This is a genomic window from Gordonia sp. (in: high G+C Gram-positive bacteria), assembly GCF_047602025.1.
Classification (GTDB): Bacteria; Actinomycetota; Actinomycetes; order Mycobacteriales; family Mycobacteriaceae; genus Gordonia.
Window position 1 is genome coordinate 98,161 of record NZ_JASGII010000001.1, and the last position, 12,375, is coordinate 110,535.

A 12,375-nucleotide genomic window follows, 5' to 3' on the forward strand; every position below is an offset into this window, starting at 1 on the left:
ATTCTGATCGTATTCGATGTGCCTGAGGAATTACTCATCGCCACCCGATCCGACGGGGTGCCTCAGTGCCGGATCGGCGCAGGTCGCCACAGCCCGCTGCGGGTGCGGCTGCCCGTGGCGATCTCGGCCGGCGCGGTGCTGGTCGGGTCGTACGGGCGGTACGCCTCCAGCGCGCCCCAGTCGCGGCCGATGTCGTTCTTCAGATACGTCGCGACCGTTTCCGGCTGCTGGGACACCTCGAGCCAGCCGAGCGGGCCGCCGCCCAGCGAGCTCTGCCACGTCGACACCGCGGCCGCGAGGTCCGAGCCGGGCCGGATGCGCCACTTGGGGATCTCGGCGACGCCGTAGTGGTGGCCGAAGGGGCGCTGGCACGGGAACACCAGGCCGGAGGTCCAGTCGACGTGCACCGGGTCCTGCTTGCCGACGACCTCCTGCAGCGTTTTCATGGTCGGCAGGCGCGGCGGGGTGACGGCGAGGTAGATGTCCTGCCCCAGGTTGTCGTCCCGGGCGACGATGCGCACCGCGGTCGTGTCGGCGGGCAGCGCGTCGGTGTTGAGCCGCAGGTTGCGCCAGGACGGGCGCGGCCCCGGGTCGATCAGCGGGGTGGAACCGGCGACCTGCAGCTGGCCGTCGCGGGTGTCCGGGCCCACCGGGGTCGTCGAGTACTCGAGGACCATGTCCTGGCGCTCGAACCACCCGGCGGCCGAGAAGGTGATCAGCGGATGGCTCTGGAAGTCGCGCGGCAGCGCGTACCAGCCGGAGGTGAGGCGGGCGGGGGCCTGCGCGTCCTCGGCGAAGCTGCCCAGGACCGGGGTGCGGGCGGGGTCGAGGAAGAACGGCAGTCGTGCGTGGCTGCCGTTGATGCCCGGTCGCTCGTTGCGGCCGCCGGAGGTGCCGCCGCTGTTGGACGAGAGGACGCCCGGGTCGACGTTGGCGGTGCCGGCGAGGACGCCGAGCGACTCCTGTGCCGCGGTGGTCACGATGGCCGTGGGCACGCCGTCGGGGTGAAAGCCCTTCGTCGGACCGTCGGCCGGGTTGGCGTCGGGGACGGCCGGCGGTCCGCCCAGGGCCTGCGCCGGCGTGAGCGTCCGGTCGGCGGGCGGCAGCTGGAACTGCGAGGGGTTCTCCTCGGTCCAGATCTTGTCGGCCATGCCGCACTCCTTGCCGACCAGCGCCTCGAGGTTGGAGCGCGGCACCGAGTACGACGACGACTGCTTGATCCCGGCGAAGACGGCCGTGATCACCTGGAAGAGCACGACTGCCGCGACCACGAACACGAGTGGTTCGGAGGTCAGGGCGCCGCGCAGGCGCTGCAGTCGGGTGCGCTCGGCCGGATGCTCGTCGACGACGGGGTCGGCGCCGGTGAACGGCTCGCGCAGGTGGAAGAACAGGGCCAGCGCCAGCAGCAGCAGCGAGGCGAGCAGGAGCACGCTGGAGACGCGGAAGCCCCACGTCACCTGCTCGACGCCCCACGGCATGCCCCACGCCGACGAATAGAAGTACGAGTTCGGCGCCGTGAACGCCAGGCCCGCGATGAACAGCGTCAGCGCGGCGAAGATCGTGCGGTTGCGCCGCGAATGCATGGCCTGGTGTCCGACGGCGATCGCGGCGATCGCCGCCAGCGCCGCACCGAGGCCGGCGAAGACGCCGAAGTGGTGGGTCCACTTGGTGGGCGTGAACATCAGGAACAGCAGCGAAGCGAAGACGATGCCGACGATGCGCCGGGTGGGTCCGCTGGCCGTGCCCGGGATACGGCCCTTGCGCAGCAGCATCGCGGCCGAGACCGACAGCGACAGCAGCAGGATGAGGACCGCGAAGCGGCGGGAGATCGAGCCGTTGGCCGAGTATTCGAACAGCGACGAGTAGCGGTCGATCTCGTTGTACCAGTGCAGCGACGGGCCGAGTGCGGTCTTCATCGTGCTGGCGTCCATGAAGGAGCGCAGCGTCAGGTTGGAGAAGACGACGAACACGACGAAGGTGCCGGCGGCGACGATCGGGGCGAGCAGCGCGGCGTAGGTGCCGATGGTGCGTTTGCGGTCGGGGGTGGCGGTGCCGAAGAGCTGGGTGTCGATGTCCTTGGCGCGCTTGATGAGCGCGAGGATCATCGGGCGGGCACCGGCGATCAGCGCGGCGACGGCGAGCAGGCCGGTCGGACCGGCGGCGAGGCTGAACGCGCCGATCATGCAGGCGATCGCGGCCGGCAGCAGTCGACCGGTGGCGATGGCCCGTTCGACCGAGCACCAGGTGAGCAGGGCGCCCAGGCAGATGATCGGCTCGGGGCGCAGGCCGTTGTCGAAGGGGAACCACATGGCCAGGAAGGCGACGGCGGCGGTCGCGCCGACGACGGGACGGCTGGCGGCGCGACCCAGGCGCGGTAGCACCTCGCGGCTCAGGATGAGCCAGACCGCGATGCCGCACGCGAGGGCCGGCAGGCGGAGCCACGGGCTCGACAGGTTGACTTCGGAAAGCCAGCCGAAGACCGAGTAGTACCAGCCGAACGGGGCCTCCGGGGCGCCGAACCAGCGGAAGTAGTTGGCGGTGTAGCCGCTGTGCTGCCCGACGCGAGACATGGTGAGCAGATAGCCGTCGTCGGAGGTGTTGGGCCCGACGAAGTGCCAGACGGCCAGCATGCCGAGGACGAACCAGTCGCGCGGCTGCAGTCGCCACCAGCGTTGCGGGAAGATGCGGCGGTGGCCGCGGCCGTCGCTGTTGTCGAGGACGGCGAGGGCGATCAGCGATCCGAGGGTGGCGAGGATGCCGACGATCAGGACTCCGCGCTTGAGGAGCGTCGCCGGGGTGTTGTAGCGGGTGTCGATGGTGGCGTGCGCGCGCAGACCGGCGATCGTCGACGCGGGGCCGGCGAGGTCGGTGAAGAAGCCGGTGAGCTGCGGGCGCTGGTCGTCGTCGACGTGCTCGGTGTCGCGGTCGGCGGTGGTGCCGGTCAGCGGCTTGCCGTCGGGTCCGGTCAGGCCGACGAACTCGGCCTTCACCTCGTCGGCGGTGGCGGTGACGTCGATGCTGCGGCAGCGCGGGCCGGTGACGTCGGCGAGGGGGGCCGTCGCGACCTGGATGTTGCGGTCGGTGACCGAGACGGCGGTCTTGTCGGCGGTGCGCTGGATGAACAGTCCGCGCTCGGGGGCGGGGGTGGCCTGCTTGGGGACCGTCGAGAGCAGGACCGATCCGTCGTCGGGCAGGCGGTCGACCGCCGAGCAGGGGATGGAGATCTGCAGGTCGATCGGCACGTACGAGATCAGCGGTGCGTTGACGCTGCGCAGCGCGCCCTGCTGCGGCCACGACAGTTCGGCGGTCGTCTGGTTGACCGGCATCAGCGGCGTCGCCAACGCCAACAGGAATCCGAGCAAGCCGGTGATGATCGCGGCTATCCGTGCTCGGCGGACCGTCTGGGCTGTCACAAGGGGAATGTTAGCCGTAGCGGTCGTGGCAACCGTTATCCGCTTGCCCAACGGAATAGGCTTGTGACCATGGCCGAGAACGGAAAGCTCCCCCTCCTCCTGCTCAACGGCCCCAACCTCAACACGTTGGGGCTGCGGCAGCCCGACGTGTACGGCGACACGACCCTCGCCGAGGTCGTGCGCGACTGCGAGAAGCTGGCCGCCGAGCTGGGCTTCGGCCTGCGCGCGGCGCAGACCAACCACGAGGGCGAGATGATCGACTGGCTGCACGAGGCCCGCGGCCACGTCGGCGGCATCATCATCAACCCGGGTGCGTGGACGCACACGTCGGTGGCGCTGGCCGATGCGCTGGTAATCCCCGAGGTGCCGATCGTCGAGGTCCACATCAGCAACATCCACCGGCGTGAGCCGTTCCGGCACCACTCATACGTGTCCCCGCTGGCCGAGGGCGTCATCGCCGGCTTCGGCGTCCGCGGCTACGAGTACGCGGTGCGGTTCCTCGCCGACGTGCTCGCTGGTTCGGCCGACGGCTGAGGGGTCTCGATACAAATCCCTCGCGAGCTCGGGATTCACTCGACCACCGGTGGTCGAGTGCCGACGAGCCGCTAGCGACCTGGGTCGAGTGACCGCGACGGAGGAGCGGTTGTATCGAGACCCCGGTGTATCGAGACCGCTACCGCGTGGGCCGGTTGCGCACGACGAGGACGAACGGGCCGATCTCGGTGACCGTGAACTCCGGACCGGCGAAGGCGGCCTGGTCGAAGGTGACCGTGTAGCGCTTCACGTTCGGATCGTTCGGGTAGACGTCGCGCGCGAGCTTGAGCGCGTAGCCGTCGGCGCTGTGCCGGAACAGGAAGGCGTCGGGTGCGCGCCACGGCGAGGCGTCGAGGTTCTTGATCATCTCGTCGGTGCTCGTCGCCTTCGACCACCGCTCGATGGCGGCAGCGCGCTTGTCGAACTCGGCGAGCGGGTTCGCGTAGTGCGACGTCAGGCCCTGGAAGCCCCAGTACGGGTAGATCGAGAGGAAGTCGAAGTCGGCGGTGAGGACGACCAGGTCGGCGTCGGCCTTGCCGGTCTGCTCGCCGATGAGCTTGTGCACCTGCGGGTAGTACGCGGCGGCGCCGGCCGGGCGCAGGTCGGCGCGCTCACCCTTTCCGTCGGTGTCGGTGTAGGCGATGGAGATGTCGCCCGACAGCATCGACGGCACGTGCTGCGCGACGGCGATCGCCGCGATGGTCGCGACGGCGCCGATGAGGAAGCGGACGTCGCCGTAGCGCTCCACCGCCCACGACGACGCCTGGGCGAGACCGAGGACGCCCGCGGCCGCCAGGATCGCGACGAGGACCGGCTCCAGGCGGAAGGCCAGCAGCGTCGTGCCCGTCGCGGTCAGCGCCATCGACGCCAGGCAGAGCAGGTAGACGGCGACGACCGCGGTGCCGAGCGCCAGCGCGATGGTCCGCTCACGGAAGCGCCAGATCACCCAGACGAGGCCGACGAGGGTCAGCAGCGCGAACGCGGACACCTTCAGCATCGGGAAGGGCAGGACGGCGCCCGACTCGGGCAGGTAGTGCTCGTAGGTGCCGCCGCTGGCGGGCTGGTGCCGCAGGCGCGCGGCCAGGTACGGCCCCCAGTGCACCAGGGCGATCGCCCCGGCGACGACGGCCATGGCGGCCAGTCGCCCCGCGTAGACGGTGAGCGCGCGACGGCGAACCTTGCGAATGGCGGCCTTCGGGACCGACTTGTTCGCGGCGGCCACCCAGGCGGTCCCGGCGAGCCACAGCGCGAGCAGTGCCGCCGTGAGGGCGAAGAGTCCGGCGTAGAGCGTGTAGAAGGTCGCGCACAGGCCGAGGAACGCGCCCGCCACGAGGACCGCGAGCCAGCGCGTCGACGACAGCGACAGCCCGTCGACGGGGACGCCCTTGGGTCCGCGCAGCGCACCCAGGATCGTCGGGAGCAGGGCGACCCCCAGGAGGATCAGGACCGCGGCATAGGGCTCGGGGGCGGCGTAGGCGAGCACGGCCAGGGTCACCGCGAGTGAGACGGCGATGCCGCGGTCGGCGCCGATCATGCGGTTCCACAACACGACGGCAAGTGCGGCCGCGGCCGCGATCGTGATGATCGCCCACGGCTTGTACGCCTCCCAGCCGGGCGCGCCGGTCAGGTTCGCGTAGCGCCCACCGAGCCAGAACCAGCCGCCCGGGTAGAACGGCGCCAGCCCGTCGTAGGTCATGTCGGCGGGCTTCGCCGACGATGTGAGGCGGGTCAGGTACTCGACGCGGAACTGCTGGTCCACCGACAGGCCGAACAGGTACAGCTTGGTCGCGGCCAGCGGCATGCCGAGGGTGACGGTCACCAGCCCCGACATCCCGATCGCGGCAAGGGCGTCGGGGAGCAGGCGGTTGCCGTCGGGATTGCGCCGGTAGAGCAGCACCGCGACGAGGAGCACGGCGACGGCCCCCACCTGGCCGACCGTCGTCAGCGCGCGCAGCACGTTCGACGCGTTGTAGGCGGGCCAGTCGACGGTGCCGATCGCGAACAACCCGAGCCACGACAGCGCGGCGCCGCCGACGAGGGCGGCGGCCAGCCGCAGGGCCGTCGTGGGGGTGGACGAGGTGCTCCCGATCGCTGCGCTCACGGGAGTGAATCTAGTCGATCCGCCGCGGGGCGGGTCAGATCGGCAGCTTGCGGAAGATGGCGCGCGGGATGTGCCGCAGCACCATCATGATGTAGCGGAACGGACCCGGCGCCCAGACGATCTCCTTGCCGCTGCCGGCCGCGGCGACGGCAAGCTGTGCGACGTCTTCCTTGTTGACCGTCAGCGGTGCTTCCTTCACGTGCGCCGACAGTCGCGTGCGGACCTGGCCGGGGCGGATGACCAGCACGCGCGGGCCGAACTCCTTGAGCGCCTCGCCGAGGCCGAGGTAGAAGCCGTCGAGACCGGCCTTGGTGGAGCCGTAGACGAAGTTGGAGCGGCGAACGCGCTCACCGGCGACCGAGCTCATCGCGATGATCTGTCCGTGGCCCTGGGCGCGCATCTTGTCGCCCAGCAGCACGCCGACGGACACGGCGGCGGTGTAGTTGATCTGTGCCTCGAGGACGGCCAGGCGCTGGTCCTGCCAGGCCTGCTCGTCGTCGCCCTGGATGCCGAAGGCCACGATCGCGACGTCGATGTCGCCGTCGGCGAAGGCCTCGTCGATGACGGCCGGGTGGCTGTCGGTGGCGAGCGCGTCGAAGTCGATGACCTTGACGTCGGTGGCGCCGGAGTCCTTCATCAGCGCGACGGCCGCGTCGGCGGCGTCGTCGCCGGGGACGCAGGCCAGCACGACGCGGGCCGGGCCGAGCTTGAGGTACTCGCCGGCGATGGCGAGGCCGATCTCCGAGCTGCCTCCGAGGACCAGGATGGACTGGGGGGCGCCGACGGCGTTGATCATGGGGATTCCTTCGGTGAGTGGCTAGACGAGTTCGAGGCGACGGCCCATGTCGGACATGAAGACGCCATGGGGGTCGACCTTGCGACGCGTCTTGCGCCACTCGTCGAGCCGGGGGTACATCTCGTGGAAGCTCTGCGCCGACGTGCGCGAGTCCTTGGCGGTGTAGAGCCGCCCGCCCATCGCCATGACGCGACGGTCGAGCTCGTTGAGGAACTCGGCCAGCCCGCGCTTGACGGGGAAGTCGAGACAGACGTTCCAGCCCTGGAACGGGAAGCTCAGCGGCGCCTTGTTGCCCTCGCCGAACAGCTTGATGACGTTGAGGAAGCTGACGTGGCCGGAGGCCTGGATGTCCTCGATGAGCCGGATGAATTCCGGCTCGTTCCCGGTGGGCACGATGAACTGGTACTGGGCGAAGCCGCCGCCGCGGCCGTAGGCGTTGTTCCAGTCACCGAAGACGTCGAGCATGTGGTAGAACTGCGCCAAATTCTTGACCTTGCCCTCGCTGGGCGGGCCCATCCGGTAGTACGCCTCGCCGACGGCGGAGAAGCTGAGCTTGTTGGCCAGCCCGCGCGGGAAGACGTCGGGGAAGGTGATCAGCGCCTTGCTGTCGAAGTGCAGCGGGTTCTGCGCGTACTTCTCCGGCAGCTCGTCGACCTTGGCCAGGTTGCCGCGCGAGAAGGTGCCGCGGCCCAGCTTCGGCGGCTTGGAGATCGTGTCGAACCAGCCCGACGCGTACTCGTAGCCGTCCTCGAAACCGTCCTGCAGGTGCAGGTCGATGGTCTCCTGCAGGTTGGCGGTCTGCGCGGTGTCGGCGATGAAGTAGGCGCTCTCGGTGCGCTTCATCTGGATCTTGGCGCGCAGGATGATGCCGGTCAGGCCGATGCCCGCGACGGTCGCCCAGAACAGCGAGCCGTCCTTGTCGCCGGCGGAACCCTTCGGCGTGAGCTTGCGAATCTTGCCGTCGGCGGTCAGCAGGTCCATCTCCAGCACGTGGTTGCCGAAGCTGCCCTGGCTGTGGTGGTTCTTGCCGTGGATGTCGTGGGCGATGGCGCCGCCGACGGTGACCTGGCGCGTGCCGGGCAGTACTGGCACCCAGAGGCCGGCCGGGAGTGCGGCCTGCATGAGCTGGTCGAGGCTGACGCCCGCGTCGACGTCGACGATCGCGGTGTCGCCGTCGATGTCGTGGATCTTGTTCAACGGCGTCATGTCGACGGTCAGGCCGCCGGTGTTCTGCGCCGACTCGTTGTAGGAGCGGCCGAGCCCGCGGGCGATGACGCCGCGCCGCAGGTACGACGGCTTGTCGGCATCGTCGTCGGCGACCTGCGCGACGGCCTTGGCGATGACCTCGACGTCGGGGGTGGACAGCACGTGGCCGGTGATCGGCGTGGTGCGCGACCAGCCGACGAGGCGTCGGGTCTCGATGGGGAGTTCACTGGTAGACATCGCTGAAGAGGGTACCCGCGTCGACCTGAGAGGGATCTGTGGTCGGCGAGGTTGTGACCGAAGCGACTTGTGGCGGTCGTAAGGTGGTCTGGTGCCTGACACCGTGAATCCCGACGACGTCTTCCCCGAGGGGACCGATCACGACCCGCATATCCCGGCGCCGGTCGAGCTGCCCTTCGACGGCCCGGAGGAGATGGCCGACGACGTCGACCTCAAGACCGCGATCATCCGGTTCATCATCACCGGCGCGGGTTCGGCGGTCCTCGACTTCGGGCTCACCATGCTGCTGCAGAAGGGGCTCGGCTGGGATCCCGCGGTCGCCAAGGCGCTCGGCTTCATCCTCGGCACGACGACGGCCTACCTCATCAACCGGCGCTGGACCTTCCGCGCCGAGCCCAGCCGCGCGCGGTTCATCGCGGTGATGGCGCTCTACCTGACGACGTTCGCCGTGCAGGTCGGGCTCTACGCGCTGCTCGAACACCTGTGGACGACGGAGACCTGGCTGACGTCGGCGGTGTCGTTCGTCATCGCGCAGGGCACCGCGACGGTCATCAACTTCGTCGTGCAGCGCGCGGTCATCTTCAAGATGAAGTGACCGACGCGGGTTACGAACTGCTCGGCAGGTTGTACGGCACGGTCGAGGTCAGGCCGCCGTCGATGAGGAATTCGCTCGCCGTGCAGTAGGAACTCTCGTCCGAAGCCAGGAACAGCACGACGTTGGTGATCTCCGCCGGGTCGGCGGCGCGCCCGAGCGGGGTCTGCAGGAAGTCTTCCGGGATGCCCTCGGTCATGTCGGTGCGCACCTGCGCCGGGTGGATCGAGTTGCAGCGGATGTTGTGCGGGGCGAGCTCGACGGCCACCGACTTGGTCAGCCCGCGGACGGCGAACTTCGTCGCCGAATAGCCGTGGGTGCCCGTCGAGCCGAGGATGCCGGAGATCGACGACGTGTTGATGATCGAGCCGCCCCGGCCGTTGGCGATCATCGGGTCGGCGACGGCGCGGCAGCCGAGGAAGGTGCCGTTCAGGTTGATGGCGACGATCTTGTTCCACTCGTCGAGGTCGAAGGAGCCGATCAGGCCGCCGTTCTGGATGCCCGCGTTGTTCACCAGGACCGTCGGCACGCCGAACTTCTTCGTCGTCGCCTCAACGGCACCCTGCCACGACGCCGGGTCGGTGACGTCGAGCTCGACGAACAGCGCGTCGTCGCCGAGTTCGTCGGCCAGCGCCCGTCCCTGGTCGACGAGGATGTCGCCGACGACGACCTTGGCTCCCTCGGCGACGAACCGTCGTGCGTGCGACGCCCCGATCCCCCGGGAGCCGCCGCTGATCAGCGCGACCTTGCCGTCGAGGCGGCCGGTCATCCCTTCACCTTGGCGATGACGTTCTCGCCGTACCAGTTCAGGTGGTCGATCTTCTTCTGCAGCGGCTCGTCGTCCTTGCCCATGATGTACGGCATGCGGAAGCCGACGATGACGTCGGTGATGCCCTTGTCCTCAAGCTTCTTGACGCCGTCGACGGTGTAGGCGTCCATCGAGATGACGTGGATCTCGAAGGGGTCGTTCTCCTTGCCCTCGGCCTTGCGGATCTTGGCGATCTTGTCGAGCAGGTCGTCGAGCTCCTCGGCGGGGCCGCCGCCGTGCATCCAGCCGTCGCCGCGGCGCACCGCGCGCTTGAGGGCGAGGTCGGCGTGACCGCCGACGAGCAGCGGGATGTGCTCGGTGGGCGCGGGGCTCATCTTGATCTTGGGGATGTCGTAGAACTCGCCGTGGAACTCGAAGTAGTCGCCGGTCGACAGCCCGTTGATGATGTCCATGCACTCGTCCATCCGCTTGCCGCGGCGGGCGAAGTCGACGCCCATGATCTCGTAGTCCTCCGGCCACGGGCTGGTGCCGACGCCGAGGGCGAGACGGTTGTTGGTGAGGGCCGCCACCGACATGGCCTGCTTGGCGACGAGGGCCGGCGGGCGGATCGGGAGCTTCAGCACGAACGGCGTGAAGCGGATCGTCGACGTGACCGCGCCGCAGTGCGCCGCCTGGATGAAGGTCTCGATGAAGTCCTTGCCTTCAAGGAACTCGCGGTTGCCGTCCGGGGTGTACGGGTACTTCGCGTCGGACTCCTCCGGGTAGGCGACCGAGTCGGGAATCGTCATGCCGTCGTAGCCGGCGGCCTCGGCGGCCTGGGCGAGGGGCGCGTAGTAGCTGGGGTCGGTCATCGCCTCGGCGTATGTGAACCGCATGGGGGTGCTCCTTGGGAGGGGAAAGCGTGTCTCCCTCACACTAGAACATGTTCTAGTTTTGCGGTGCTGGTTCCCGGGCTACGGCTTGTCGAAGTGCTCGGTGCGGCCGAGCTTGCGCAGGCGGAGCCACTCGCGGAAACCCGCCGGGTCGCGCTGCTGGACGAGGAAGAACCAGGCGAAGCGCGCGTACTCCTGCGGCAACAGCTTGCGCATCCCCGGCTGGGCCATCAGGTAGCCGCGATTGCGGTAGGTGAAGAAGCGCTTGGCCTCGTTGTCCGGGTACTGCGTGTGCATGCGGCCGCCGAGGATCGGGCGGAACTCGTCGCTGCCGTCGGGGTGCAGGTACGCCGCGGTCAGACAGGTGCCGAACGGGATGCCCGAGCGGACCAGGCGGCGGTGCATCTCGACCTCGTCGCCGCGGACGAACAGGCGCAGGTCCGGCACGCCGACCCGATCGATGGTGTCGGCGGAGAACAGTGCGCCGTTCATCAGCGACGCGATGCCGGGCAGCAGGTCCTCCGACGGATCGTCGCCGTCGGCGAACAGCTCGGAGCGCTTGCGGCGCCACACCAGGCCGCGGCGCAGCGGGAAGGCGAGCGCGTCGGGGTCGTCGATGTTGGCGACGACGGGGGAGACCTCGCCGAGGCCGTGCCGCTGGGCGCAGGCCAGCAGCGTCGCCAGCACATCGGGACCCTCGGGGCGGCCGTCGTCGTCGGCGCACCAGACCCAGTCGGCGCCCAGCGCGAGGGCCTGCAGCATGCCGAGCGCGAAACCGCCGGCCCCGCCGAGGTTGTGCTTGGACCCGATGTAGGTGGTGGGGATGGCCAGCGACGCGACGTGGTCGGCGACGACCCGCTCATCGGCGTTGTCGACGACGACGAGGTGGTCCACCGGGCGCGATTGGCCGGCGATGACCGCCGTCGACGCTTTCAGCAGCTCCGCGCGCTGATGGGTGACCACGACCGCGACTACGGTGGCTCCCGGCGTCCGGCTCACTTCTCGTCCTCCATGCGGGCCAGCACGTCGCGCACCTGGGCGGCGGCGTCGGGGCCCTCGTAGGCGCCGACGACCTCTTCGATGCCGCCCTCCATCTTGATCTCGCCCTTGTCGATCCACAGGGCGCGGTCGCAGAGCTGGGCGAGGAACTCGTTGGAGTGGCTGGCGAACACGAGGATGCCCGAGCGCTCGACGAGCGCCTGCAGGCGGACGCGCGCCTTGCGCATGAAGTCGGCGTCGACCGCGCCGATGCCCTCGTCGAGGATCAGGATCTCCGGATCGATGCTGGTGACCACGCCGAGCGCCAGGCGCACGCGCATACCCGTCGAGTAGGTGCGCAGCGGCATCTCCAGGTGCGGCCCCAGCTCGGTGAACTCGGCGATGTCGTCGGTCTTGGCGAGCATCTCCTTGCGGGACATGCCCAGGAACATGCCGCGGATGATGATGTTCTCGAAGCCGGAGATCTCCGGGTCCATGCCGACGCCGAGGTCGAAAACCGGGGCGACGCGGCCCTTCACGCGGCAGGCGCCGCGGGTGGGCTCGTAGATCCCCGACAGCAGGCGCAGCAGCGTCGACTTGCCCGCGCCGTTGTGGCCGACGAGGCCGATGCGGTCGCCGTGCTCGAGGTGCAGGTTGATGTTGCGCAGCGCCTCGACCATCGGCACCCCGGCGTCGTTGGCGCCGATGACGCCGCCGGCGCGGTCGATGACCGACTTCTTCAGCGACCGGGTCTTGGCGTCGAAGATGGGGAAGTCGACGCAGGCGTCCCAGGTGTCGACGCGGACGTCGGCGGCCGAGACGATCTGGTTCTTGCTGCGGGCGCTGTGGGCGCGCTTCTCTGCGGACATGTGCGCTC

The 12,375-nt window shown here is 69.5% G+C and carries 10 protein-coding genes; 2 read left to right on the forward strand and 8 right to left on the reverse strand.

All coding sequences use genetic code 11. The features are described from left to right. Positions 1-62: 62 nt before the first annotated feature. The gene (locus QM728_RS00420) at positions 63-3,413 is read right to left on the reverse strand and encodes an arabinosyltransferase domain-containing protein (protein ID WP_415030083.1); all 3,351 of its coding nucleotides are present in this window, start codon (positions 3,411-3,413) and stop codon (positions 63-65) included. A 69-nt stretch (positions 3,414-3,482) separates the two neighbouring features. Here QM728_RS00420 and aroQ point away from each other — a divergent pair, with 69 nt between their 5' ends. Beyond that, complete coding sequence (gene aroQ, locus QM728_RS00425) at positions 3,483-3,947, forward strand: type II 3-dehydroquinate dehydratase (RefSeq protein ID WP_415030084.1); 465 nt, start codon at positions 3,483-3,485, stop codon at positions 3,945-3,947. A gap of 139 nt (positions 3,948-4,086) precedes the next feature. On the opposite strand, the gene QM728_RS00430 is transcribed toward aroQ, so the two are convergent. The 3 genes from QM728_RS00430 to QM728_RS00440 are packed head-to-tail and all read right to left on the reverse strand — an operon-like array spanning position 4,087 to position 8,287. Then, on the reverse strand, positions 4,087-6,048 hold the full coding sequence (locus QM728_RS00430; protein ID WP_415030085.1) for an arabinofuranosyltransferase: 1,962 nt from the start codon (positions 6,046-6,048) through the stop codon (positions 4,087-4,089). Positions 6,049-6,082: 34 nt separating this feature from the next. Then, on the reverse strand, positions 6,083-6,844 hold the full coding sequence (locus QM728_RS00435; protein WP_415030086.1) for a decaprenylphospho-beta-D-erythro-pentofuranosid-2-ulose 2-reductase: 762 nt from the start codon (positions 6,842-6,844) through the stop codon (positions 6,083-6,085). Between the two features lie 21 nt (positions 6,845-6,865). Next, positions 6,866-8,287 carry an FAD-binding protein gene (locus QM728_RS00440; RefSeq protein ID WP_415030087.1) on the reverse strand — a complete coding sequence of 474 codons (1,422 nt, stop codon included), beginning with the start codon at positions 8,285-8,287 and terminating at the stop codon, positions 6,866-6,868. Between the two features lie 88 nt (positions 8,288-8,375). Between QM728_RS00440 and QM728_RS00445 the strand changes: the two genes are divergently transcribed. Continuing rightward, entirely contained in the window at positions 8,376-8,882 is a 507-nt protein-coding gene (locus QM728_RS00445) for a GtrA family protein (RefSeq protein ID WP_415032809.1), read from the forward strand. A gap of 10 nt (positions 8,883-8,892) precedes the next feature. Here QM728_RS00445 and QM728_RS00450 read toward each other — a convergent pair whose 3' ends face one another. From QM728_RS00450 to QM728_RS00465, 4 genes are all read right to left on the reverse strand, one after another. Then, positions 8,893-9,648 (reverse strand): glucose 1-dehydrogenase, encoded by a 756-nt coding sequence (locus tag QM728_RS00450; RefSeq protein ID WP_415030088.1) that lies wholly within the window; start codon positions 9,646-9,648, stop codon positions 8,893-8,895. After that, positions 9,645-10,523, reverse strand: coding sequence for a TIGR03619 family F420-dependent LLM class oxidoreductase (locus QM728_RS00455; protein ID WP_415030089.1), 879 nt, complete (start codon positions 10,521-10,523; stop codon positions 9,645-9,647). The genes QM728_RS00450 and QM728_RS00455 overlap by 4 nt, the downstream gene beginning before the upstream one ends. Before the next feature lie 78 nt (positions 10,524-10,601). Then, the gene (locus QM728_RS00460; RefSeq protein ID WP_415030090.1) at positions 10,602-11,519 is read right to left on the reverse strand and encodes a glycosyltransferase; all 918 of its coding nucleotides are present in this window, start codon (positions 11,517-11,519) and stop codon (positions 10,602-10,604) included. Beyond that, positions 11,516-12,367 (reverse strand): ABC transporter ATP-binding protein, encoded by an 852-nt coding sequence (locus QM728_RS00465; protein WP_415030091.1) that lies wholly within the window; start codon positions 12,365-12,367, stop codon positions 11,516-11,518. The genes QM728_RS00460 and QM728_RS00465 overlap by 4 nt, the downstream gene beginning before the upstream one ends. Between the last annotated feature and the right edge of the window lie 8 nt (positions 12,368-12,375).

What these genes read in the sequence shown, in the direction of transcription:
- QM728_RS00440 (WP_415030087.1), bottom strand. Translation starts at nt 8,287, where the DNA reads ATGTCTACCAGTGAACTCCCCATCGAGACCCGACGCCTCGTCGGCTGG.
- aroQ (WP_415030084.1), top strand. Translation starts at nt 3,483, where the DNA reads ATGGCCGAGAACGGAAAGCTCCCCCTCCTCCTGCTCAACGGCCCCAAC.
- QM728_RS00465 (WP_415030091.1), bottom strand. Translation starts at nt 12,367, where the DNA reads ATGTCCGCAGAGAAGCGCGCCCACAGCGCCCGCAGCAAGAACCAGATC.
- QM728_RS00455 (WP_415030089.1), bottom strand. Translation starts at nt 10,523, where the DNA reads ATGCGGTTCACATACGCCGAGGCGATGACCGACCCCAGCTACTACGCG.
- QM728_RS00450 (WP_415030088.1), bottom strand. Translation starts at nt 9,648, where the DNA reads ATGACCGGCCGCCTCGACGGCAAGGTCGCGCTGATCAGCGGCGGCTCC.
- QM728_RS00435 (WP_415030086.1), bottom strand. Translation starts at nt 6,844, where the DNA reads ATGATCAACGCCGTCGGCGCCCCCCAGTCCATCCTGGTCCTCGGAGGC.